Source organism: Parachryseolinea silvisoli (genome assembly GCF_021190955.1).
Classification (GTDB): Bacteria; Bacteroidota; Bacteroidia; order Cytophagales; family Cyclobacteriaceae; genus Ohtaekwangia; species Ohtaekwangia silvisoli.
In genome coordinates this window covers 458,834-484,504 of record NZ_JAIOAO010000005.1, presented here as the reverse complement: position 1 = coordinate 484,504, position 25,671 = coordinate 458,834, and the positions used below count along the sequence as shown (strand labels likewise).

The 25,671-nt window shown below is 53.9% G+C and carries 18 protein-coding genes; 14 read left to right on the top strand and 4 right to left on the bottom strand.

The features are described 5' to 3' along the window. Window positions 1–18: 18 nt before the first annotated feature. Window positions 19–1,491, top strand: a complete 1,473-nt coding sequence (locus K7P01_RS27300) for an aminotransferase-like domain-containing protein (RefSeq protein WP_267297774.1) — start codon at window positions 19–21, stop codon at window positions 1,489–1,491. Between the two features lie 381 nt (window positions 1,492–1,872). Further along, entirely contained in the window at window positions 1,873–3,294 is a 1,422-nt protein-coding gene (locus K7P01_RS27295; RefSeq protein WP_267297773.1) for an NHL repeat-containing protein, read from the top strand. A gap of 67 nt (window positions 3,295–3,361) precedes the next feature. On the opposite strand, the gene K7P01_RS27290 is transcribed toward K7P01_RS27295, so the two are convergent. After that, the gene (locus K7P01_RS27290) at window positions 3,362–3,706 is read right to left on the bottom strand and encodes a winged helix-turn-helix transcriptional regulator (RefSeq protein ID WP_267297772.1); all 345 of its coding nucleotides are present in this window, start codon (window positions 3,704–3,706) and stop codon (window positions 3,362–3,364) included. Between the two features lie 77 nt (window positions 3,707–3,783). Here K7P01_RS27290 and K7P01_RS27285 point away from each other — a divergent pair, with 77 nt between their 5' ends. Next, complete coding sequence (locus K7P01_RS27285; protein WP_267297771.1) at window positions 3,784–4,656, top strand: SDR family NAD(P)-dependent oxidoreductase; 873 nt, start codon at window positions 3,784–3,786, stop codon at window positions 4,654–4,656. Between the two features lie 8 nt (window positions 4,657–4,664). Here K7P01_RS27285 and K7P01_RS27280 read toward each other — a convergent pair whose 3' ends face one another. Beyond that, the gene (locus tag K7P01_RS27280) at window positions 4,665–5,327 is read right to left on the bottom strand and encodes an ATP-binding cassette domain-containing protein (RefSeq protein ID WP_267297770.1); all 663 of its coding nucleotides are present in this window, start codon (window positions 5,325–5,327) and stop codon (window positions 4,665–4,667) included. 394 nt (window positions 5,328–5,721) lie between these two features. Here K7P01_RS27280 and K7P01_RS27275 point away from each other — a divergent pair, with 394 nt between their 5' ends. Then, on the top strand, window positions 5,722–6,474 hold the full coding sequence (locus K7P01_RS27275) for an SGNH/GDSL hydrolase family protein (RefSeq protein WP_267297769.1): 753 nt from the start codon (window positions 5,722–5,724) through the stop codon (window positions 6,472–6,474). Window positions 6,475–6,581: 107 nt separating this feature from the next. Then, window positions 6,582–9,119 carry a glutaminase family protein gene (locus tag K7P01_RS27270; RefSeq protein WP_267297768.1) on the top strand — a complete coding sequence of 846 codons (2,538 nt, stop codon included), beginning with the start codon at window positions 6,582–6,584 and terminating at the stop codon, window positions 9,117–9,119. Between the two features lie 159 nt (window positions 9,120–9,278). On the opposite strand, the gene K7P01_RS27265 is transcribed toward K7P01_RS27270, so the two are convergent. Next, window positions 9,279–11,510, bottom strand: coding sequence for a GH92 family glycosyl hydrolase (locus K7P01_RS27265; RefSeq protein WP_267297767.1), 2,232 nt, complete (start codon window positions 11,508–11,510; stop codon window positions 9,279–9,281). 165 nt (window positions 11,511–11,675) lie between these two features. Continuing rightward, complete coding sequence (locus K7P01_RS27260; RefSeq protein WP_267297766.1) at window positions 11,676–12,059, bottom strand: hypothetical protein; 384 nt, start codon at window positions 12,057–12,059, stop codon at window positions 11,676–11,678. A 147-nt stretch (window positions 12,060–12,206) separates the two neighbouring features. Here K7P01_RS27260 and K7P01_RS27255 point away from each other — a divergent pair, with 147 nt between their 5' ends. The 9 genes from K7P01_RS27255 (at window position 12,207) to K7P01_RS27215 (ending at window position 25,631) form a co-directional block, all read left to right on the top strand. Then, entirely contained in the window at window positions 12,207–13,205 is a 999-nt protein-coding gene (locus tag K7P01_RS27255; RefSeq protein ID WP_267297765.1) for an AraC family transcriptional regulator, read from the top strand. 133 nt (window positions 13,206–13,338) lie between these two features. Then, window positions 13,339–13,929: an RNA polymerase sigma-70 factor gene (locus K7P01_RS27250; RefSeq protein ID WP_267297764.1), complete on the top strand. Its 591-nt coding sequence runs from the start codon at window positions 13,339–13,341 to the stop codon at window positions 13,927–13,929. Window positions 13,930–14,113: 184 nt separating this feature from the next. After that, window positions 14,114–15,076: a FecR family protein gene (locus K7P01_RS27245; protein ID WP_267297763.1), complete on the top strand. Its 963-nt coding sequence runs from the start codon at window positions 14,114–14,116 to the stop codon at window positions 15,074–15,076. A 216-nt stretch (window positions 15,077–15,292) separates the two neighbouring features. Then, the gene (locus K7P01_RS27240) at window positions 15,293–18,673 is read left to right on the top strand and encodes a SusC/RagA family TonB-linked outer membrane protein (RefSeq protein WP_267297762.1); all 3,381 of its coding nucleotides are present in this window, start codon (window positions 15,293–15,295) and stop codon (window positions 18,671–18,673) included. A 17-nt stretch (window positions 18,674–18,690) separates the two neighbouring features. After that, a complete protein-coding gene (locus K7P01_RS27235; protein ID WP_267297761.1) occupies window positions 18,691–20,124 on the top strand; it encodes a RagB/SusD family nutrient uptake outer membrane protein in 1,434 nt (477 codons plus the stop codon). Window positions 20,125–20,142: 18 nt separating this feature from the next. Continuing rightward, a complete protein-coding gene (locus K7P01_RS27230) occupies window positions 20,143–20,898 on the top strand; it encodes a DUF4843 domain-containing protein (protein WP_267297760.1) in 756 nt (251 codons plus the stop codon). 14 nt (window positions 20,899–20,912) lie between these two features. Continuing rightward, window positions 20,913–22,469 carry a PKD-like family lipoprotein gene (locus tag K7P01_RS27225; RefSeq protein WP_267297759.1) on the top strand — a complete coding sequence of 519 codons (1,557 nt, stop codon included), beginning with the start codon at window positions 20,913–20,915 and terminating at the stop codon, window positions 22,467–22,469. A 31-nt stretch (window positions 22,470–22,500) separates the two neighbouring features. After that, complete coding sequence (locus tag K7P01_RS27220; RefSeq protein ID WP_267297758.1) at window positions 22,501–24,492, top strand: TlpA family protein disulfide reductase; 1,992 nt, start codon at window positions 22,501–22,503, stop codon at window positions 24,490–24,492. After that, a complete protein-coding gene (locus tag K7P01_RS27215) occupies window positions 24,489–25,631 on the top strand; it encodes an alpha/beta hydrolase family protein (protein WP_267297757.1) in 1,143 nt (380 codons plus the stop codon). Before K7P01_RS27220 ends, K7P01_RS27215 begins: the two co-directional genes overlap by 4 nt. Window positions 25,632–25,671: the final 40 nt, after the last annotated feature.

Below are 25,671 nucleotides of genomic sequence, written 5' to 3'. Positions count from 1 at the left end.
AAAAGACCTCATCCAGCCATGGAACTGCTAAAAGAATTGATTGAGATCGACCCGGCATCGTCGGTGCCGGTATACCTGCAGATCAGCAATGCGATCATCGCCGGTATCCGGCAGGGTAAATTGCGCAGAGGATTAAAGCTGCCCGGAACGCGGGAGATGGGCGGTTTGCTGGAGGTCAATCGTATGACGGTTGTCGCGGCATTTCAGGAACTCGACGCACAGGGCTGGATCGAGCTGCGCGCACGCCAGGGTACTTTTGTTAAGGCTGTGCCGCCGTTGTTAGCGCCGGCGCAGATCATGCGGCAGGCGACGCCTATAGGTTTTCCCGAGGTGGTGGGCTTTAGTTATGACAAAAAACGGATCCTTCCCGTTGCTACTTCCGACTTTCAGTCTGCTCATAAATTGGTATTCAACGATGGTTTTCCGGACATCCGGCTGGCGCCCATTGAAGCGCTTGGAGCGGCGATTCGCAATCTTTCCCGCCGGAGCATTAACCGGAAGTATCTGCAGTATGGTGGGGCGCAGGGTACGCTGCTGCTGCGGCAAACGCTGGCAGAGCTTTTATGCGATACGCGTGGCCTGGCGGTGACCCCCGAGAATATACTCATTACGAAAGGCGCCCAGATGGGTATTTTTATTGCGGGCTCCGTTATCTTAAAACCTGGTGACGAGGTCATTGTTGGATCACCCGGCTATGATATGGCGAACATTACCTTCCGGCAGTTAGGCGCACGGCTGAACGAAGTACCCGTCGATGCCGAAGGAATCGATACGGCCAAAGTAGAACAACTGTGTAAAAGGAAAAAGATCCGGCTGCTCTATGTCATTCCCCACCATCACAACCCTACCACGGTCACGCTATCGCCTGAACGGAGGATGCACCTGCTGCACCTGGCGGCACAGTATAAATTTGCCATTTTGGAGGACGACTATGATTACGACTTTCATTATGCCAGCCGCCCGATCATGCCCATGGCCAGTCATGATGGGCGGGGCAATGTCGTCTACGTTGGTACACTGACTAAGACGTTTGCGCCGGCCGTGCGCTTTGGCTTTGTTGTGGCGCCGATGGACTTTATTCAAACCGCTACTTACTTCCGCAAGACGGTCGATACTCAGGGGGATAGTTTTATGGAACATGCCATTGCTGAACTATACCGGGATGGTACGTTGGCGCGGCATATTAAGAAATCTGTGAAGCTTTATCGTGACCGCCGTGACCACTTTTGCGATTTGCTGAAGACCGAGCTGCCGGGGCACCTTGATTTTACGATTCCAGACGGGGGAATGTCTGTATGGGCACGGTTTCATGCTGACCTGAAGATGGTGTCGCCGCGGGCGTTGGAGAAGGGGCTTGTTATTAAAGATGGGACGAGCTACGATACGGGCAGGATAAAGTATAATGCTGTGCGACTGGGGTTTGCTTCGCTTGATTTGAAAGAGCAGCGGCAGGCGGTGGGGATTTTGAAAGAGGTGTTGGATAGGGTATAATGGAAGTCAGGGGACATGTAATTTAAATCGTCGTGGAGGCACTTTTTTGTACGATTTCCAGGCGATGGGTAGCAGTGTGAGTTTACAAAGAAAATGCACAATGACCGTAGGCGGTCATTGTGCATTTGTGCTGTTGCTCGTACCAATGGTCATTGGGTTGTGTGGGGCTGCGGAAAGGTTGTGTTTGACGGCAAGTCGTGTATATCGGGGGCATGTTTTTCCGGATTCGGACGGTGCGGACATATGGCTGGGTAATCGGTATATGGTTGTAGGGGCCGGCTCTGTTATCGAATAATACAACGTATGTTTTGCTTGTATATTCCGCGATGACATCTGTCGGGTCGACGTATCTTGCGTCGTTGTAACTATACCCAAGGTTTTATGAATAAATTTGTACTTTCTTTGGCGGCACTGACGGTGTTCGCCTTGTCTTCGTGTAGCGATAGTTCGGACGAAGATCCAACTCCCGCGGTGGGCGACGCGGAATTCTCCGATGCTGGCGCCACTTTCAATGCCTATGCGGGCGACAGCTTTGAAATAAAGATCAAGGATTTTGATGCGACACTCCATGTGTTATCGCTCAACGACGTCACGATTAAACCAGAGGTCTTAGAAACAAAGGACGGCAACACGACCGTCCGCATTGTGATCCCGCCGCGTGTCGGCTCCGGTCGCCTGGTATTAAAAAATGCTGATGGAGAGAAACAGGGGCCTACCATTACCTATAACAAACAGTATGTGCGCGTGTTTTTGAGTCAGTATTACCTGGGAAGTGAAATGACAAGATTGCCGAATGATGTGATGGCATTCTTTGACGGCACGGACATGGGTATGAAATTGCTGAAATACTCAGGATTTACGTCAACGTCTAACGTGCACCAGGCCGTTTTCGACGTGACCGGATCAATGATCAATCAGACGGAGTTTGAAAATTCGATGGAGATGATGGACTATGAACATGGCGGCGCGGGCATGGTCGCCAGTCCGGATGGTGAAACGCTTTATTACTTCCTGCGTGCGGGTGACAAGTCAGGCATCGGAAAGTGGAATAACATCATGATGGTGCCGGCAGCGACGTTGACAAACGATCATTATACGCCGGAATTTTATGCATCGTCGGCTAATTACGAGCAACTCGGCCGGGTATCCAGCCTCGCAAGTGATTCGAAGGGGAATTTGTTTACCGTTGAGCATCAACGTCACTATATTCATAAAGTTTCCGGAGGTGTCGTTACACGGTTTGCCGGTAGCGATGTAGGTGGGAGCACGGAAGGAACAGGCGCGGCAGCCACCTTTCAGACCTTACAGGGCATTGCCATCGACGGTCAGGACAATCTTTACGTAGCCGACAGCAACCGTATTTGTAAAATAACACCTGCCGGTGTAGTGACGACGTTCGCCGGTTCTACTGAGGCGGGCAACCGTGATGGTGCACTGGGCGATGCGCGCTTCGAAGACCTGGCGGCTATTGCTGTGGGCGACGATGGCACCCTATACGTATACGACCGTGGTAACAAACGCGTGCGCATCATCAATGCCGCGCATACACAGGTGTCGACTTTGCACACCAACGATGGCGTGACGTTTGAGCCGGGTGCCCACGATTTCGGGTTGCCTATGACGGTCGATTCTCATGGAAATGTATACTTACTGCAAAGCAGCGTAAATGCGAACGATACACATAGCTCGCACGGATTTAATGCGCTGCTGTATGAGGATAATATCCCCGGTGAGATATTTGATGGGATTATTACCAAGCCCGCGGGCTTTTCCTGGTCGGCGGATTTGTCTTATAGCAATTGAAATAGAGCCCACCGGGGTGCGAGTCTCAGCCTGTTTCGGACGGAGACTCGCGCCTATGATGGGTCTTTTAAGGCTGGGTGATCAGCTTTTTCCGATGGTTGTACCCCCAGAGGATCATCTCATCCACGAGGGGCTTGAGGCTTTTGCAGTACGGTGAGACCGTATATTCAACCGTTACCGGCGATGTGTCATAGACCGTACGAATCACCAGCAGGTTTGTTTCCAGGTCTTTCAGCTCTTTTGATAATACTTTGGTCGTGATTTTTGGCACCGCCCGTTGAATGTCGCGGAAACGACGGGCGCCAAAGTTCATGGCCAGCAGGATCGGCAATTTCCACTTGCCACTGATGACGTACAATGTGTCTTGTACATACTTGATTTTCTGTTCGATGGGTAGGTCTTTTGGTTTCATCGCTGGTATCCTGTAGGTAACTGGCATCAAATGTATACCACTCAGGCTGTACTTTTACATAAAACTTTTAGAAGATCATGCAGGAGAAGGTAATCTTTATTACCGGTGCCACGGGTGGTATCGGTAAGGCGGCAGCGTTTGCCCTGGCGCGTCAGGGACACCGCGTTATTATACACGGTCGGGATAAAGGCCGCACGCAGCGTGTGCAGCAGGAGATCATGGAGGCGACGAGGAATAAACATGTCGACTATATCGTGGGCGATCTTTTCTTGCTAGCAGAAGCACGCCGGGTTGCGCATGCGCTGATAGACCGCTATGAGCGCCTAGATGTGTTGATTAATAATGCAGGCGGGATCATGAGTAATATCTGCGCGTTGACGGCTGAGGGGCACGAGACGACTATTGCGCTCAACTTGCTTACGCCGTTTGTTCTGATGCAGGAGCTGTTGCCGCTGCTCAGGAAAAGTGAGGATGGACGGATCGTCAATGTTTCGTCATCGTCGCATCGGATTAATGCGAAGCCGGATTTTAGCGATTTAGAATTGGTGAATGGATACAATCCTTTGCGGGCTTATGGTAATTCCAAACTGTTTATTATGTTCGTGACGGAAATGTTGTCGGAGGACTTACGTGGGAAAGGTATTGAGAATGTTACGGTCAATACCATGCACCCCGGAGCGGTGGCTACGGGCTTTGGTGTTCAGAGTGACCTGGGGCCGGTGTTGAATGCGTTGTCGAAAGTAGCGCGGTTGTTTTTCCGGACACCGGAGAAAGGCGCGGAGACGTTGGTGTACCTGGCAGCCGATGCCGTCGTGAAAGGCGTACGTGGGAAATATTTTATTGACCTGAAGCCCGCGGTGGTTAGCAGGAAGTACGACTCAATAGAGAATCGGAAAAAGGTTTGGGATTACTGCGCACGCGTGATGGCATCGGTGGAAGCGGTACGATAGCTGAACTGCTAGTCCATCGTGTGGATATAACCCCGCGTAACGAGGTCTTCATGATCTTTTATGGCAAACGTACGTCCATCGGATAATACATAGAGGTGATCCGCCACGGATAATACTTGGCGATAAAGATGGTCGGTAAGGATAATACCTTTCCGTTCTTTCGCTTTTGTCAATACGTACCGGAGTGTATCCACATGCACGGGCATTACGCCGGTAAAAGGTTCGTCTAACAGGCAGAAGGTGGCCCGGGAATGCAGAACCATCATGGCTTCGATGATGCGGCGGTAGCCGCCGGAAAGCTCGCGGGACCGGAGCGGCAAAAACCGTTCTGCTTCGGGGAAGTATTCGAGAATGGACCGCGGGTCTACAGCAAATAGCCGGAGGGCCTGCTGGAGTTGCATATTCGCGGGGATCAGATCCTCTTGCGGCAGATAGGCAATGATCCGCTTCTTCATATAGTCGCCGGCCAAGTATTGCCCGTTGATGCGTACCGACCGGACGGGTACCGGCAGACTGCCAAATACGACCTTTAGCAAACTGGACTTACCGCAGCCATTGCGTCCCAATATACCGGTGATACTGCCTACCGGGCATTTCATGTAAATGCCCGAGAGAATCCTTTGCGGACCGTAGCTTAGCTCGATGCCGTCGAATTCTAATAGATCACTCATACGCACTGTGCGGTTAGGATAATGAGAAAAAGCCAAATAGTCAGATCAAATAATGCGGTAAGCGTATATAATCGGGGTGTTGAGTATACCAGGTTGTGAAAGAAATAGAGTCGCCCGGCATGAGAGAGGTGAAACAAGGCACCGAGTAGAGGAATGGTAAAGACCTTCAACCAGAACAGCGCCAATCCGTAGAAGCCCGATCCGTTGTCGAGGATTATGTAACAACTAAAAAGATTGACGGCTGTCGAAGGGTACAGAAAGTTTCGGTAGAAGGTAAAGATGGCAAGCATGGAAGATGAAAGGGCAAAGTATATGCCAATTTATAGTGTGGCTCCACCGGCTTTTATGGACCACCGAATTATAGCATATTGGGGCAAATTTAGACGCCACCACGATGCCACTTACCAGAAGGCTCTTTTTGCACCAGGCCACCCTGGCCACTGCAGCACTGCCCTTGCCGCGCCATTTTTTTAATGAGAATATACCTGCGGGCGACGGTCAGCCGTTTACCGTGCTGTTCCAGGGCGACTCTATTACAGACGGCAACCGTGGGCGGACAGATGACCCGAATCATATCATGGGCCATGGCTATGCATTCAGCATTGCCAGCCGCCTGGGCGCCGATTATCCCGAACGAAATCTCAGGTTTATCAACAAGGGTATCAGTGGTAACACTATTACCGACCTGGCCACGCGCTGGGAGACGGAGGCGTTAGCCCTTAAACCTGACGTGGTGAGTATCCTCGTCGGTGTGAATGACGTACTGTTTTCCTTGCGGAATCAGCAGGACCCCGAGGGCAGTGGCTTTGGCGAGCACTATTCAACGCTGCTCACCGCAACGCAGCGGGCATTGCCCAACGCCGTGTTCGTGCTGGGGGAACCGTTTATACTACCCGTAGACCCGGTTAAAGAAAATCTGTCGGCGTGGCAGCCCGCGGTCGCGAAACACCAAACAATTGTACGCAATCTGGCGAAGCGTTTTAACGCCGTGTTTGTAGGCTATCAGCAGGTGTTCCAGGATGCTTGTAAAAAGGCGCCGGCCGACTATTGGATCTGGGATGGTATACATCCCACGGTGCCCGGACATGAGCTGATGGCGCGTGAATGGCTGCGGCAAGTGGGAAAGCGTGTGCCCCAGCTTCGGTGACGAAGTGCGAATGCCCTAAATATTGGCCTGACGTGAGCGAACATGACAGTACAGGCTATGAAAGTTCGGCGATCTTCTTATTTTGCGATACTACAACAACATAATTGATGAGATACCAGACGAAGTATGTATGGGTAGCCATGTGCTGCCTGACGTGGGGGTTGATCTCCTGCGACAAATCCAAGCCTACAACACCTACGGACGGCGCGTCCGCACAATTTACCAGCGCTCACGCACCGGCCTATCCGTTGGTGACGATCGATCCCTATACCAGTGCGTGGTCGATGGCCGACAACTTGTATGATGATGCTGTGCGCCACTGGACCGGGGAAATCCACGCGTTAACCGGTGCCGTGCGCGTAGACGGTACGGTATATCGCTTTTTGGGTAAGGAAAAATATCCCTTAAAGGCCCTTGTTCCCATGGCCAAAGATCAGGTTTGGGAAGGCCAGTACACCACCAAAGCCCCCGCTGCGGGATGGGAAAAACCCGAGTATAAACCGACCGGCGGCTGGAAAAGTGGCAAAGCGGCTTTTGGCACGAAGGATTTTAATTCCAGTGCCACACTCTGGGACGTCGACGATATCTGGGTGCGGCGTACGTTTACATTGTCTGAGATCGACTCGGCTGTATATCTGATCTATTCGCACGACGATAATTTCGAATTGTATCTCAACGGCCAGGAGATTGTTAATACCGGCGCCGCGGCGCGCATGGACGTGCTGTTAAAGATTGACGCTTCGTTGTTGCGCAAAGACGGCCCCAACGTCCTGGCAGGCCATTGCAAAGATACCGGTGGCCTGGCGTATCTTGATTTTGGTTTGTATACCAATTCCGCTCAACCGGAAGTATTTAAACAAACTGCGAAACAGGATGGCGTAGTGGTATCGGCCACTCAAACGCGCTATAACTTTACCTGCGGTGGGGTTGGATTGCAAGTGACATTCCGCTCGCCGCTGCTGCCCACCGACCTCAACCTGCTGTCGCGTCCGATCAGCTTCGTGGATTACAGCGTGACGTCGAACGACGGTCAGGAACACGCGGTAGAAGTATATTTTGAAATGACGCCGAGCTGGGCGGTGAACAGCCTGAATCAGGAGGTTGTCGTAACGGAGGGTAAAGCCGGCAATGTAGCGTATCTGCGTGCAGGCACAACCGAACAACCGGTATTAAAGCGTAAAGGCGACAACGTGCGTATAGACTGGGGGTATGCTTACCTGGTATCGGCACAGCCGGCACAAACGAAACTGGGAATCGGCGCGTCGGCTGTCGCCGCGAAAGAGCAATTCAGTAACAACGGAGACCTGGCGGCCAGCGCCGGCGAGACGAAGGCCAAACTGACCGAGAGCACACCCGCGATGAGCTACGTGCACAATCTTGGTAAGGTAGGTACCAAGGCATCGTCGGGTTACATCATGATCGCCTACGACGACGTATCGTCCATTCAATATTTTGGCGACAACCGTCCGGCCTGGTGGAAACAAACGAAAAACGCCACCATCGACGACATCCTGAACGAGGCACAAGCCGACTACCAGGAGGTAAAGGAGAAGTGTAATGCATTCGATAAACAAGTATATGAGGAGACGCTGCAAGCCGGTGGTAAGCAATATGCCGATATTTGTGTACTGGCTTTCCGCCAGTCCATTGCGGCGCACAAGCTGACCCAGGACTCCGCCGGCAACATTCTCTTTCTTTCGAAAGAGAACTTCAGCAATGGCTCGATCGGTACAGTGGACGTAACATATCCTTCCGCACCGCTGTTCCTGAAATACAATCCCGAGCTGCTCAAGGGCATGATGAACCCGATCTTCTATTACTCGGAAAGTGGCAAGTGGACGAAGCCCTTCGCGGCGCACGACGTTGGCACGTACCCGCTGGCCAACGGCCAGACCTATGGTGAAGACATGCCGGTGGAAGAGTGCGGTAACATGCTCGTGCTGACGGGCGCTATCGCCAAGCGTGAGGGTAATGCAAACTACGCCAAGGCGCACTGGAAGGTGCTCACGACGTGGGCGGGCTACCTGCGCGAGAATGGCCTCGATCCGGCAAACCAGCTTTGTACCGACGACTTCGCCGGTCACCTGGCGCACAATACTAACCTGTCGATCAAAGCCATCATGGGTATTGCCTCGTACGGCATGCTGGCGGAGATGCTGAACAAGCAAGATACCGCCAAGCTGTACAAAGAAGAAGCTGCGCGTATGGCCGAAGAGTGGGTGAAGATGGCGAACGACGGTGATCATTACCGCCTCACGTTCGATCAGCCGGGCACCTGGAGTCAGAAGTATAACATGGTGTGGGATAAGCTGCTTGGCTTCAATATCTTCCCAAAGGAAGTGGCTGAACGCGAGTTGAAGTATTATCTCACGAAGCAGAATACGTACGGTTTGCCGCTTGACAGTCGTCGTACGTATACTAAATCCGATTGGATTGTTTGGACCGCTACACTGGCGAATGACAGCACGACGTTCAAGAAGATTATTGATCCGCTTTATATGTATGTGACGGAGACGCCTACGCGGGTGCCGATGTCGGATTGGTATGAGACTACTGATGGGAAGCAGGTGGGCTTTCAGGCTCGCTCTGTTGTAGGGGGGTATTTTATTAAGTTGCTGGAGGAAGCTCCGAAGGTTAAGCAATAAGTTTTAGGAATATGAAGTTAAAAGGCCATCCCGGTGTGGGATGGCCTTTTGTTTTTGATAGGGCTCCTCGCCAGACTGGCACCATGGTAGGCACATTCCGATAGCTATCGGAACGCCCTCCCTTCGGTCGGAAGACTTGCGCCAGGCGCAGAGCGCGTGTTATTGGGGGATGTCGTTTTTGCCGGTTCCCCACTTTGAGGGGGTTTTGCCCATGTAGATTTTTAGGGTGCCGCCTGCTGTAAGGTCTGTGTGGCGGATGAACGATTTTGTATAGGCTTTGCCATTCAGCTCCATCTTCTGGATATAGATGTTCTCGGCGCTGTTGCCGGCTACGTCAATCGTAAACGGTTTGCCGGATGTTTGAATGACTGCATGGTCGATCAGTGGTGAGCCAAAGACATACTGGCCATCTGCGGGATTTACAGAGTAGAAGCCGAGTGCCGACAGTACATACCAGGCCGACATTTGACCAACGTCTTCGTTACCACACAGGCCGTCGGGCTTGGACGTATAGAAGGTGCTGGTGATCTTGCGGATGAGTGGTGCAGTTTTATACGGTACACCGGCATAGGCATACAGGTATGTGGTATGATGGCCGGGCTCGTTGCCGTGCGCATATTGGCCGATCAGGCCGCTGATGTCGGGTGAGCTGCCGTGGCCCAGGTCTGAGTCGATTGTGAACAGCGAATCAAGCTTGCTCAGGAATGCTTCCCGGCTGCCGAAGAGCTTAATAAGACCAGGGGCGTCGTGCGATACCAGCCAGGTGTACTGCCAGGCGTTTCCTTCGGCGTAGTCGTCTTCGCGGTGTTTAGACGCGATGGGGTCGAAGGGTGTGCGCCATTGGCCATTGCTCAATTTACCGCGCATAAACCGTGTTTGCGGATCGAAGTATTGTGTGTATAGTTTTGCGCGTTTCGAAAAGTATTCGTAGTCTTCTTTCTTACCCAACGCTTTGGCCATGCGGGCAATGCAGCCGTCGTCGATGGCATATTCTAATCCTTTTGCCACAGATTCCACCATGCTGTCCGCCGGAATGTAGCGTAGCTTTTGTACATAGTTGATGCCTTCTGTCTTTTGCATGGCCGACTGCTTCACGGCCTCGTACGCCAGGTTCACATCAAAGCCGCGATATCCCTTCAGGTAGGCGTCGACGATGACCGGTACGGCGTGGTAGCCTAGCATCGTGTTTGTTTCGCTGCCCATCAGGTGCCATACGGGCAGTTTGCCTTGTTGTTGATAGATGGCTAGGAAGCTGTTGATGATATCCGATACGCGGTCGCCGTGCACCAGGGTGTAGAGGGGGTGGTACGCGCGGTAGGTGTCCCAGAGGGAGAATGTAGTATAGTTTGTGAAAGGTGCTTTTGTATATACCTTCTTGTCGGTGCCGCGGTAGTCGCCGTTGGCATCGTTAAAGAGGGAAGGGGCGATCATGGTGTGGTAAAGAGCGGTATAAAAAACTTTCTTGGTTTCATCCGGACCTTTGATGCGCACTTTGCTCAGCTCATTGTTCCATTGTGTATCGGCGGCTTTTGCGGTGGCAGCAAAGTCCCATCCCGGTAGCTCCGACTCGATGTTCTGCAAGGCGTTTTCGAAGCTCACCGGCGAGAGACCAACTTTGATCTTCAGCACTTCGCCCGGTATATCGCGGAAATTCAGAACCGCCTGAATGCGTTTGCCTTTTGTTTCCGCTTTGTTGCCCGCAGCCACGGCGCTGTCGTATAACGCTACCGATGCGACGGGATGGGAGAGCTTAATGGCAAAGTATTGACGTTGGTCAGAAGACCAGCCTTTTGAAAAACGATAACCAACAAGCGTTTTATCGTCCACCTGGCGGATATAGGCTTCTACCGGCGCATCCCAACCAATGCCTTCGATCAGGTCGACAAGCACGTGAGGTTTTTCGTAGGGCTTTTTAAATGTATACTGGTGCAGGCCTACACGCGCCGTGGTGGTGAGCTCGGCCTGGATATTGTATTTGTCCAGGAGCACTTTATAGTATCCCGGGCGGCACACTTCGTTTGCGTGCGAAAATGTAGACAGGTAGCCCTGGTTGGGATTTTCTTTTGTTCCCTTTTCCAATACCGGGGCGCCGGTGCCGGGCATGATGACGATGTCGTTCAGGTCTCCGATACCCGTACCGCTAAGGTGGGTGTGGGCGAAGCCGATGATGGTGTTGCTGGAGTAGTTGTAGCCGCTGCACCAGTCCCAGCCCTCGAAGATGTTGACGGGGCCGAGTTGGGCCGCGCCAAAGGGCAGGTTTGCCCCCACAAACACGTGGCCATGGCCGGCTGAGCCGATCAAGGGGTTTACGTACGGCGTGAGCGGCTCCTGCGCATGGGCGGCCGTAAAAAATATGAAACATACGAAAGTGAAAATGGAAATTCTGGTCATGACCCTGCACGTTTAAACTGTTCCCTACTGAAATGATGAGGCCCCGAACCTTCCGAAGGAAGGGCTCGGGGCGTAGAAAAATGGCCTCAGCGCTAAGCTAAAAGGGTTTAGCTACGCGTCAAAAGTAACGAGGGGAACGTTCAGATGCAACCCTGCTCATCAATCTTACGCGGGTTGGCGCAGGCCGCGCCATTGCAGGCCCGCCATGGCCGCCACCCAGGCTGCCACGCCCAGAATGAGCAGGTTTCCGATCAGGGAAAGAGCAAAAGGCTGTAAAACGATCACCAGGATGCTCACCAGTACCCACGCTATGTCGAGCACAATAATGAGGCGCACCAGCCCCGGGGCCGACGGTTGTAGCAACGCCGCAGCGACGACCAGCGCGGCGAACGCCACCAGAAAAAGGCCTACTTCAACAAAAGGTGTGGGAGTGGTTACGCCAAACCAGGATGCGAACGTACCGGCGAACACGGCTAGCAGTGCACCGGTAGCGCCCGAGCTGATACCATTCAGAAAAAGAACATTGCGGAGATTAAACAGGCTATTCATATGTATATGTGTTTTTGTTTTTGATGATTCAAAGGTATCCTTCGCTCGGGGCCGGAGGCTTACCTTTATGCGCCAAGCGTTTATCATTTTACGCCACCGGGTTTGCGGATTGTAGCATGCCATGTTTTTGCTTTTACCTTTACGCTTATGGAAGAACGACGCCATTCTCTATTGATGACCTTGTTGGCTTACGCCGTGCAACGCGGTGTAGCGCCGGAAACGATTACCCAGGCAGCACATGTGGACTTGTCGGCTATGCAAAACGGCACCGCTACGATCACCTCCCGGCAATATGACGATCTGTGGTTTCACGCCGCACAGTTGTGCCAGGACCCGCTCTTTGGATTGCACTTCGGCGAGTCCATTCAATTGACAGCACTGGGTATCGTGGGACAGATTATACAGACGAGCCGTACGGTGGGCGAGGCGTTGACAACCGTGGCGCCGCTTACGGCGTTGGTGACGGACCAATATACTGTCGAGATTAAGCGGACGCGTGCGGCGTTTACTACCTGCTTGAAACCCGTTGTGCCGGTAAAAGAGCTTTCGCCGACTACGCGGCATTTGCGCGACTTTTTAATGGTGTTTATGATTCACGAGCTCGATGGCTTGCTGCTGAAGAAGGTGCAGCCGCTTTCTGCTACGTTTCCCGACGCTGTTGTGCCGGCAAGCGAATATACACGCGTGCTTCGCTGTGCGCCTACGAGAAAGGCTGGGCCGTGTACGATTACTTTTGATGCCCATTACTGGGACGAGCCTATCATTACGGCGAACCATGCGTTGCAGCAAATACTGCTGCAACGAGCGGGTATAGATGATTTGTCGGCTACGACAACACCTGACTTCAAAGACCGTGTATTAGCCTGCCTGGAAGGTCATAGCTATCTGGGCATCTTCACCCTCGAAGATGTCGCTGCCAATTTCAACATGAGCCCCCGCAGCGTGCAGCGTCGGCTTCAAGAAGAAAACGTGTCTTTCCAACAACTCGCAGATGCTGTACGAAAGTCGCTTGCGTTACGCTACCTGTCAACACGCAGCCATCCCGTGAAGGAAATCTCGGCTATTCTCGGCTACAATGAGCTTAGCGCCTTCAGCCGCGCCTTCAAACGTTGGACTGGTAAAACTCCTATCGAATATCAGGCATAGACGACCGGCAGGCCGCTGCTTCAGGCGTAAACGATTGAATGGCTCCCGGGGGTGCGGAAGGCGTTAGAGATGCACGGGGAGCTTTCATAATCGTTAACCAAATATTAATTTTAGAGGATCAAAGATTCATAAGATGCAAGGAGGGCGGCTGCGTGCGTACGACGATGGACAGCTTTTCGCGCTGTACCAAGGCGGAAAGGCGGAAGCCTTTGATGAGATCTACGCCCGCTACTGGGAGCGTCTCTACCATTACGCCTTTCACAATTTGCAATCGAAGGACCTTGCCTTCGAGATCGTCCACGAAATCTTTGTTTCATTTTGGACGCGCCGCGAAACCTTGCAGGTGGAAACGTCCCTGTCAGGATATCTCTTTGCTGCTGTACGGTACCAGATCATTAAACACATCCAAGGCAGCAAGCAGCAGGCCGCGTACCTCAAAGACTATCTTTCATTCGTGCCCGTGGAAGGGAACGCCACGGAAGAAGGCATCCACCTGCGCGAGCTGGAGAAAGCTATTGAAGACAGCCTGCAACAGCTCCCGGCGCGTTGCCAGGAGATTTTCCGTCTGAGCCGCCGTGAACATAAGTCGATCCGCGAGATCGCCCTGCAGCTCAACATCTCACACCGGACGGTGGAGAATCAGCTTACCCATGCGCTGAAACACCTGCGCATGTCGCTTGGTAACATGTCGCTGGCGGTAGCTGTTATCCTGGCGGCTTCCTGAGTAGCTATTGCTTATTTTTTGGCTCGGCCTGCTATCGTTTGAATCCTGTTTGATCCCAATTTTATCGTGTTTTCCAGCGCCATTCCTGTTATTTAATTCTGTTTTTTCTAAAAAAAATGCTGATCTGTATGTGTGTTTGGGGTGGCCGGCAGTACTTCAGGGGTAGAACAGGAATTATACCCCGATGACCACCTCCGAATTTGAAGCATTGTTGGCGCGCTATGAGCATGGCACCTGTACGCCTGAAGAACGCATTCGCCTGGAACGTTGGCTGGATGGCCGCACTGGCAAGCCCAGCGCTTTTGCCGATGAGGCAGAACGCGCCGCGACCGAAAGTCTATTGTTAACACGCATCCGGCAGTCGACTTCTATGCGTACATCCCGCACGATTCCGATGTGGACGGTCTGGCGCGTCGCGGCGTCGCTGCTGCTATTGGTTGCTGCGGGCTATGGTGTCTGGTATTACGCTGGCCCTGGCATGCGTGTGGAGGCGACGCATATGCGCGCGAGCAAGCCTGACGCGATCGAAAAGGTCATGCTTGCCGACGGGACCCTGGTGTGGTTAAAGCCCGGCAGCCGCCTGACGTATCCCGACCGCTTTACTGGTAGCACGCGCGAAGTGTCGCTGGAAGGGGAGGCGCTGTTCGAAGTGGCCAAGGACGCAGGGCATCCGTTCCTGATTCACTGCGGCGAGCTGACGACAGCCGTGCTCGGAACAAGCTTTAACATTCGAAGTACACCGGAGCACACCGAAGTATTCGTACTGACCGGCAAGGTGTCGGTGACCTCGCAGCCCACACGCGAAAATGTCGAGCTGCTGCCCCGCGAGTCGGTTGTTTACGCGCATGCCACGCGGCAATTGCAGAAGATCGGCAAGCAGCAAGAGAAACAAGCCGAGGTATATATCAAGGGAACCGAGTATAGCATGCTGTTCGAGAATATTACTATTGGCGAGATCGCCCGGCGCATTGAAGGTAAGTTCAATGTGCGAATGACCCTGGAAGGACCGCTGGAGGGCTGTATGATCACAGCAGACTTTACGGACCAGTCATTGTCGAATACGCTTGATATTATTGCCGAAACTGTCACGGCTACCTATACAATCGAAGAGGATGTCGTTGTGCTGCGAGGCAGCGGGTGTCAATGACGATTACAACACAGTACCACCTAACGAAAACATATACCTAACCTATCCTAATACCAGCGCCTATGAAAGCATAGCCTGATTCTTTCCCCACTATAAAAGAAAACAGAGGTGTCATTACCACCCCTGTCTTCAATACCAGCATTCTCCGCCAGGCGGGGAACATGGCTGCCTTTTGCCCAATTCCTAGTAAGAACTAACAAAAAACAGTGTAAAAATATGCAAAAATTCTTTACGGAGAATACCTGTAAGATTATGCGAATTACTGCTGCTCAATTCATACTGCTTGTCCTCACGCTTAGCGTCGCGTTTGCCGGCGACAATTTTGCGCAGGGCCTTCTGGATCGCAAGGTGTCGGTGAAGCTCACCGCTCGCTCGTTGAAAGACGTGCTGACGACACTGGAGAATGAAGCGCAGGTGAAGTTTGTGTACAGTACAAGTGCCCTCGACCTGACCGAGAGCATCACGGTCGACGCATCGGACGAAAAGCTCGGTGCCGTGTTGAACGCGGTGCTGAAGCCGCGCGCGATCCAGTTCGTAGTCAAGAACAACGCTTATATCGTACTCAAAAAAGAGAAAGACACGTCGGTCGACCTGCCGGCGACCGAACCCGGTACCTTGACGGCGCCGCCGGAAGCGCGGAGTGTGCGGGGGCGCGTGACGGACAAGGATGGTCAGCCGCTACCCGGCGTGAATGTCATGATCGTGGGCACGAACATCGGTACCGCGACCGACGGTGACGGTAGTTATACCATCGAAGCGCGTGACGGCGATGTCCTCACATTTTCCTTCATCGGGTTTGACCCCGAGGACATGTTAGTGAACGGCGACGTGGTGAATGTCGTGCTGCACGAGAACGTTACGCAACTCAGCGACGTGGTGGTGACGGGGTATTATACCCGCAAGGCTGAGAGCTTTACGGGAGCGGCTATTACGATCTCCAAAGACGAGCTGCGCGTGGTGGGTAATCAAAATGTGCTGCAAAGCCTGGCTATTCTCGATCCTTCCTTTCGCATTGTCGATAATCTTGACATCGGCTCCGATCCAAATCAGTTGCCGAACGTACAGGTCCGTGGTCAGGCCGGCGTGCCTGACTTACGGGGCGACTATCAAACCAATCCCAACCAGCCGCTCTTTATCCTGAACGGCTTCCAGGCTACCATGGAGCAGGTGTACGATCTGAACATGAACTTTGTGGAAAGCATCACGATCTTAAAAGACGCTGCCGCCAAAGCCATTTACGGCTCGCGTGCCGCCAACGGTGTGGTGGTGATCGAAACCAAGCGTCCGGAGGAAGGCAAGATGCGCATCAATTATAATGGCAGCGTCGACATTCAGGCGCCCGACCTGACCAGCTACGATCTGACCAACTCGCACGAGAAGATTCAGGCCGAGTTGCTCGCGGGAGTTTATACCAGCAGCGCTCCCATGCAACAGGCGGAGCTCACCACCCTGTACGGCGAGCGGCTGGCGGAAGCGGAGCGCGGCGTGAATACGTACTGGCTGTCGCAGCCACTGCGCACCGGCGTAGGGCAGAAGCACAACGTGTATCTCGACGGTGGCGACGACGCTATGATCTATTCCGTCAACGTAAGCTACAACAATATTAAAGGTGTCATGAAAGGCTCTGACCGCACCACGCTGTCGGGCACCGCGGGGCTTTCCTACCGCTATAAGAACCTGTCGTTCCGTAACCTGCTGACAATCGACAACAACAAGTCTGTCAACTCGCCCTACGGAGACTTCAGCCTGTACGCCCGTATGAACCCCTATTGGCGCATCCATGATGAAAACGGACGCCTGATCCGCAGCTATGGCAACGGCGTTTTCAACCCGCTGTACGATGCCACATTGAATACAAAGGACTTCAGCAAATACCTGACGGTGACGGAGAATTTTTACGGCGAGTGGGCCATTACCAAAAACCTGCGCGCCACGGCCAGGCTTGGTGTTAACCACGCCAGCCGCCGCACGGAATACTTCCTGCCGGCTACACACTCGCGGTATGCCACCATCTCGTCCGCCTCGGCAGAATATGTAAATCGCGGCGAATATACTATCGGCACGGGCGTGGACAACAACGTGACGTCCGACATCGGTATCGCGTATAACGTCGAGCGCAAGAAGCACGCGCTTTACACGAACGCATTCTATAGCATCGGCCAGCAGAGCTCGTCCGTTACGCAGGTGATGGCGGTGGGTTTCCCCAACGATCGGATGAACGATATCTCGATGGCCAACCAATACCTGGAAGGTAGCTCGCCTACCGGATCCGAAAATACCACCCGTAACCTGGGTGTGACCTTTGCCGCCAACTATGCGTATGACAGCCGCTTTCTGGCCGACTTTTCCTACCGGCTCAGCGGCTCGTCGCAGTTCGGCGCGCGTAACCGCTGGGGTGGTTTCTGGGGTGTCGGCGCCGGTTGGAACCTGCACAATGAGAACTTCATCAAGCAGCTGCGCCACGTAGACCAGCTCAAGCTGCGCGCGTCGACCGGCTATACCGGCTCGCAGAATTTCAACTCGTATATGTCGGTCGCGTCGTACAGCTACAACACCGGGCAGACGTACAATGGCGATATCGGCCTTACGCTGCAGGCCCTGCCGAACCCATACCTGCAGTGGCAGCAGACGCAGGATAATAACGTGGGCGTTGATATGGGCTTGTTCGGTCGCCTGATTCTACGCGCCGACTACTACCTGTCGCGCACTAACAGCCTGCTGTCCGATGTCACCACACCACCGTCTTCGGGCTTTACGTCGTACAAGGCAAACATCGGCCGGACCGAGAACGTCGGGTACCAGTTGGGGGTGAGCTACAAGGCCTATGTCAGTGCCGAGAAGAAGAGCTACCTCAACCTGTTTGTGAATATTGCGCACAACGCCAATAAGATCAAGGAAGTATCGAACGGTTTTAAGCAGCTCAATGCAGAGCAGGATGCCGACAAAGACGGCAACTCCGGCAATATCACACCTGAGCAGCGGCAGACGCCTTCCATCCGTCTGGAGGAGGGTATGTCGACCGAGACCATCTGGGCGGTACAATCACTCGGTATAGATCCTGCCAACGGCAAGGAAATCTTCCGCAAGAAAGACGGCACGCTTACCTACCTGTGGTCTTCGGAAGATCAGATCGCCGCGGGCGATGCTGCGCCCAACGTGATGGGCAGCTTCGGTGCCAACTTCCAGTACCGCAGCCTGACGGCCAACGTGGCTTTCACTTTCAAGGCAGGCGGACAAGCCTACAATACCACGTTGGTACAGCGTGTGGAGAATGCGGACATTTCCTGGAACGTCGACGCCCGCTTCCTGAGCGAACGTTGGAAGGAGCCGGGCCAGGCAAGCTTCTACAAGAACATTGCCGACCTGACCGTGACCAAGCCCACCACGCGTTTTGTGGAGGATCTCAACGAGTTGGTGTTCTCCTCGGTGAGCGTGATGTATGACCTGCGCAGCGTGCTGGCGCGGCAGAAGATCAACAACGTGCGTGTCGGCTTTAACATGAACGACCTGGCCCGCATCAGCTCGATGAAGACCGAGCGCGGTCTGAGCTATCCTTTTGCACGCACGCTTTCTTTCTCCGTTCAGGCAACCTTTTAACGAAGATGACCATGATTATGAAAAGAATTATACTATCCATAACGGCCCTGCTGGTGGCGCTGTCTTCGCTCACGTCGTGTGACGACTGGCTGGCGGTGGACCCCAAGACGCAGATCGGCTCCGACGATAACTTTCAAAGCGAGCAAGGCTTTAAAGATGCCCTGACGGGTATCTATGTTCTGATGACCGGCGAGCCTGTTTACGGCCGTCAGCTGACCTTTGGTATGGTGGACGTATTGGGCAATCAATACAGCAGCTTCACTGCCAACGATCGGAACTACTACCAGCTGTCGGTGTTCAACTATGAATCCGATACGGCGGAAACAGCGATCGACGATGTCTGGACGTCGCAATACAACGCCATCGCCAACGTCAACAACCTGATCGAAAATATTGATATAGCCGATCCGTTGATGTTCGAAAACGAAAACTATAACATCATCCGTGGTGAAGCATACGGGTTACGGGCGTTCCTGCACTTCGACCTGCTGCGGTTGTTCGCGACGGCGCCTTCGTCGGGCGGAACGGGGGCGATGGGCATTCCTTACGTCAATACGTTTGGGCTGACGGTGACGCCTTCGTCTACGGTCGGCGAGGTGTTGAATATGATCCAGGACGACCTTGACGTGGCGGTGGCCGCGCTGGCGGAAGATCCGGTGATTCCGGGTAAAACGACGACGACGTCTGACAACTACCTGCGCGACCGGTCCTATAAGTTCAACTACTATGCCGCGAAGGCGCTGCAGGCGCGTGTCGCCCTGTATGCCAACGACAAATCTACTGCCCTGGCCCGTGCAAGGGAAGTGATCGAATCCAATGCATTTCCGTTCGTGCCTGCTTCGCAGGTGGTGGTGGGTGTGCCGGCGTCGGCCAACCGGGTGTTTACCCCGGAGCTGATCTTTACGCTGAACGTGACCAACCTGGGTACTCTGTCGGCGTCGTGGCTGATCGATGGCTCGCTCGAGCAGCTCGGCAAGACACCCGATGAGTATCGCACTGTGTACGAAGTGCAGGATGATGCCACGGCGGCCGACTACCGGTTCCGGGTGCTGACCAGTCTGGTCAACACAGAACGTTATGCCGTGAAGCTGGACCAGCCGGAAGGTATACCGACCGCATACGCCAACCGTATGCCGGTGCTGCGCGTGTCGGAGATGTATTACATCGCGGCGGAGTGTTTAAAAGATAACGATCCCGGCCAGGCCATCGGCTACCTGAACGCGGTGCGCACGGCACGCGGCATACTGGACAACCTGTCGCCCGCGCTTAGCGCGGAGCAGATCCAAGAGGAGATCTTTAAGGAATATGAAAAGGAGTTCCTATTGGAAGGGCAGCTTTTCTATTACTACAAACGTGTCAACGCCATGTCTATGCGATTCAGTGGCACGGTGGCGGGCGATGCTGTTTATGTGTTGCCCCGTCCTGATAACGAAATTGAATTCGGTAACTAACCCACCTCGAGCATTCTTATGAAAGCTATATTCTATATATGGGGCTGCCTGGCAGCGTTGATGCTGACCGCCTGTGAAGAGAATGAGCGCCTGCCGTTCTCCGGTGAGCCGAGTGTGTACTTTAACGAGCAAATAATGGTGAATGGCCAGCTTACGGAGATTTCCGAACGCGGCTACTCGTTTGCCGGCCGGTCGTCGTCGGTCTTACAAGATACTGTGTGGCTGGCCTCGAAGGTGATCGGCTATGCGGCCGATACCGACCGCCGCTTTAAGGCCATCGTGGTGGGCGATTCTTCCGCCGTTCCCGTGCGGGACGATACCGTGTACTACGAGGTGCTGGACGGCATCATTCCGGCCGGCGAGGTGAATGGCTACCTGCCCCTGTTGATCTATCGCACCGCGTGGATCCAGGACACCACCCTTCAGGTAACGCTGAAGATCGTCGACACCGAGGGTTATGACCTCCGGGCCGGTACGCCCGGCAATCTTTCCTTTACCGTATACTGGAGCGACCGCCTGGTGAAGCCCGCCAACTGGGATACATCGCTTTCCTTTTTCTTCGGTCCCTATAGCACTGCCAAATACCAGTTCGTCATTGATGTGCTGGGGGTTGCGGAGTTTACGATATACTCGCGTTTCAATCCCACGGGTGAATTTACAACGGGTGATATGTATGACTTCCGGTCGCGTCTAAAGGAGGCGCTGCAGGCATATAATGACTCGCACGACCCCGACATGACGGACGAAACCGGCGCCCTGGTAACATTCCCCTAAACTGTAAAACAGCTATGAAGCAAACCATACGACTTTCCTCTATCCTGTTTTGCATCGGCGTCATGCTGGGTGTGGCAGGGTGCTACGACGACAAGGGAAACTACGACTACACCGACATTAATACACCACTGATCGATACCACGGGGTTTGTGGTGACCTATGCCGTCGAACAATTTCAGAACCTGGTCATCGATCCTCCTATTCAATACGGGGGTGACACGGAGAACCTCTCGTACGAGTGGCTGCTCTATACAAACAATACATCGTCGCAGGCCCCGCCGTCGAGCGTTGTTGCCTCGACGCGTACACTCGATCGGCCGATGAACGAAACACCGGGTGGCTACTATGTCGAGCTGGTCGTGACCGACACCCGGACGGGTATCAAGAACAACATGCGTTTTACCGTAACGATCCAGGCAGCGGTCGATATCGGCTGGTTGGTGTTGCACTCACGCGACGGACATAGCGACGTCGATTTTATCGTCACCAAAAACGCATTCCCCACGGCCGCGGCCGAGAAGTGGTTGCGGAATATGTATTCGGGTGCCAACGGCGAAGCACTGGCCGGTGAAGGCCGCTTTATCACGCAGACGCGCAACTCGATTTACTATCTGAATTACGTCAACATCGGCACGTCGTCGTCGTTCGTACGCGCATCGGGTACCGACCTGTTTAAGGTCAACGACCCGTCGGATATTTTCCTGCGCGGCCCGATGGCGGTGAGCTCGCAGGCCCACGCGGCGTACGGTTATTTTGAAGGGTATATTTCCAACGGGTCGCTGTACATGATTCACTATGGCATTGGCGCCATCCGAGCGCCGGCGACGATCGGGTACTATGCGCCCGTGGCGTATGCCAGCACGCTGGCTCCCTTTGTGGTCGATCTGACGACGGCCGCCGGCACAACGGGAGCGTCGGGCGCCAATGGCGGTGTATTTTACGATACCCAGAACCGGAAGTTTGTGCGTGTGCCATTAGCGTTTTCGCAGCCGGTCATTACCGCCTTCACAACACAAGTGGGCGCTGCTTTCGACGTGAACAATGTCGGCAAAGATTTGCTTTATATGGAACGCGCGTACCAGGACCGGACCTACGCATTCTTTCGGGATGTGACGGGCGATGGCCGCTGGCTGTATATCGCTGACTTTTACAACAGCGATGCCGGCGTCGTTGGCAAGGCAGTCTATGATATGACCGGTCTGCCCGATATTGCCAATGCGAAGTTCTACCAGTGCGGTGACCTTAGCAACCTGCTATACTATGCCACAGACCGAACGATTTACTCGTTTGACTATAGTGGCTCGGGTCTGACCCGGGTGGCCTACGACGGCTTTGCCGGTGGTGAGGTTATCACCAGTATGAAGATTTACAAACCAAAATTGTTCAACAACTTACAAGATGTCAACAACCGGCTGCTGTATGTAGCGACGTGGGACGAGGCGAGTCAGACGGCGAAGCTCTATGAGTTTGCCATCGACGCCAATGGCGGGACGATCACACCAACGCCGCTGAATGTCTTCGAAGGTTTCGACGGTAAGATCATGGACATGTGCCGGAAGGTAAGAGGATGACGGAGAGAAAGTAAAAACAACCAACTATTTCATGAAGTATATAACACTATTAGCAGGAACATTTATGTTCCTGCTCTTACACGGTATTGCCTGGGGACAGGACTCCACCAAAACATTTTACATTACACCCGAGCTCCCAACGCCGGGCACGACTATTACCGTACACTACAATCCGGCGGGCACCCCCCTGGAAGGAAAAGACGGTGTTACCGGCCGTTTGTATCTATTCCATGATTTTCAATGGGAGGGCAACGACCTGACGCTGCGCAAGAACGGCCGTGAATGGACCTCTTCGTATACAGTGCCTGCGGACGGTGCGCTGACCGTCTGCGTGTTTCAGGCCGATACGGTGGTCGACTACGGTGGAAAGACTACTTATGCTTATATGATCACCGACCCGAAAGGAGGGCAGATGCCCAGCGCATTCATTGGATGGGCATTCCTGCGTAATCCCACGGGCGGCAGTTTTGGTTTGCCGGGCTATGACAATCCGGAGGCGGCCATTGCCGATGAGGTCGCTTTGTACTGGATCAGGCAGGAACTGATGCATCACCCGACAAGCCGCCGCCGCGTTTTTTACCCGGCCATGGTGCTGCTGGCGAAAGTAGAGGGCGATGCGAAGAAGCCCCGCATACAGCAAGAGGTGGACTATATTCTTTCGCAGCCGGACGTAACCGAACAAGAGATGATCCAGGTGGCGAAGGTGTATCAGCAGCAATTGCAAGATCAAGTGCATGCCGACTCCGTGCGCAAAGCGGTTGTCGCCAAATTCCCGAAAGGAAATCAGGCCAAGCTGCAAATTTACAAACAGATTGAGCAAGAGCGCGACGTGGCGAAGAAGTGCGCGATGTGCCATACGTTCCTGCGCGACTATCCCGAAACGCAGGCAGACCGAGCATTCGATTACGAGAATATGGTTAACTATAGCCGTATCTACGCGCCCATTTTTGGCGTCGAGCTTCCTAAGAAGAACTACGCGGCACTGATTCCGTTGGTGCCCAACGCGTCGTACGACATGCTGGTGCTGATGTATTACAAGGCCATTCAGATCGGGCACAATACGGGTTTTATGACCGACGAGCAATTGTTGCCGTACGCTATCCAGATCATTCAGCGCATGGAGGTTTTGCAGACTGAGCGTCCAGCGTCGCACCGGCATCTGGCGCCGTCGGAATGGCTGGCAGACACCCGGCGCAGCTACATCGGGTATGTGGTTACGTATGTCGATATTCTGAAGAAGACCGGCAACAATGCCGAGGCGCTTCGGTATGCCAATGTTGCGCAAGAGGCGCTGCACTATAAGCATGCCGAGCTGAACGGGGCTCATGCCTTCCTGCTGGACAATGCCGGCCAGACCGAGAAGCGTGATCGTGTGATGCTCGCCAGCGTGCATGAAAATCAGAGTACGCCCTGGATACTTGACAAGCTGCGCGAAGGTTATGTGAAGCAGCACGGCAACGACGGGGGCTTCGATGCGTATATCCAGTCGCTGAAGAATGCGACCGAGGTGCAGGCCGAGCACGACCGGATCGGCAAGACGATGATCAACCGCAAGATGACCGACTTCAAGCTGGTGGACGCCAAGGGCAAGCCGGTGACGCTGGCGTCGCTCAAAGGCAAGATCGTGATCCTCGACTTTTGGGCCACGTGGTGTACGCCCTGCAAGGCGTCGTTCCCGGGCATGAAGCTGGCGGTAGAGAAGTATAAGAATGATCCCGACGTGGTGTTCTATTTCGTCGACACGCAGGAGCGTAACGCTGGTTACAAGGAAAACGTGATGAGCTATATTACGAAGAACAACTATCCCTTCAACATCCTGTTTGATGTAAAAGGCAGCGGCAAGTATAATGACGCCGTATTCACCAAGATTTGCGAGGATTTTACGATCTCGGGTATACCGCAAAAACTGATCATCGACGCCAACGGAAACCTGCGCTTTATTACCGTGGGGTATATGGGCAGCCCGACGGAGCTGGCCGACGAGATCGCGACGATGGTAGAGCTTACGCGTAAAGCGATATGAGCAAGACGGTATATTTCATTCTGGTCCTGATGAGCCTGCTCGTGGGGTCGGTTCTGGGCCAAACGTACCGCGAGGAGGGCAGCCCGTCTGCTGCGGAGTCGGTGGCGCAAGCGCCCCGGCTTCCGCTTCCCTGTATACAGCAGGAGGTACTCTATCCGGGTGGGGCGACAGGCGTGACCCTGGCCGCCACGCTGTACCTACCTGCCGGAGTTAAAAAGCCGCCCGTGGCGATCCTGGTGCCGGGCACGGGCAGACAGGACCGTACTTCCACGATGGGTCGGCACCCGTACTACAACGTGATCGTCGACCACCTGTGCCGCCACGGGGTGGCTGTGCTGTGGGCCGACGACCGCGGGGTAGGCGAGTCGACCGGCAGCTTCGATTCTGCAACGACCACCGACTTTGCCCATGACGTGATCGCAGGTGTAAAGTTTCTCCAGACCATGAAGCAGGTCGACCGTCGCCATATCGGCATTATCGGGCATAGCGAAGGCGGTACCATGGCCAGCATTGCCACGGCGAATTGTGCAGACGTTGCCTTTCTGGTAAGCCTGGCAGGCGTGGCGATCGATGGCCTGCAGAGTGTCACCCTGCAGAACGAGGGCATCGTCAACCAGTCGCCGATTACGCCGGACGAAATGACCGCCTACAACTCGTTGAACCGCCGATTGTTCCGTATTATTCACGATCACGTGGACGATCCGCGGGTGGATACCTTGATGATGCGCGAATTCCGTGCATGGAAAAAAGAGCAGTCCACTGCGCTGCTTCACAAGATGCGCTTCGACGACTATATCGGCGACCGGTATATCGCCCGCTTCCTGATCCTGCCGCAGGCGCCGTGGTATCGGCACATGATTATGCTTGACCCATCGGCCGACATCCGGCGTATACGCGTGCCGGTATTGGCTCTGAATGGCGATCGCGATGTGATGGTCGATGCCGACTCCAACCTGGAGGCGTTCCGCGTAAACCTGGTGGGCAATGCTGACCATACCGAACGCAAGATGCCCGGCCTCAACCACATGTTCCAGCACTGCGAGACCTGTACCCAACAAGAGTATACGAAACTGACCGAAACCATTTCACCCGAGGTGCTGAATATTGTCTCGGACTGGATCATCCAACGTACCCGGTAACATCTATTTCAAGTAAAGACATTTAGATCCTATCGCAGGA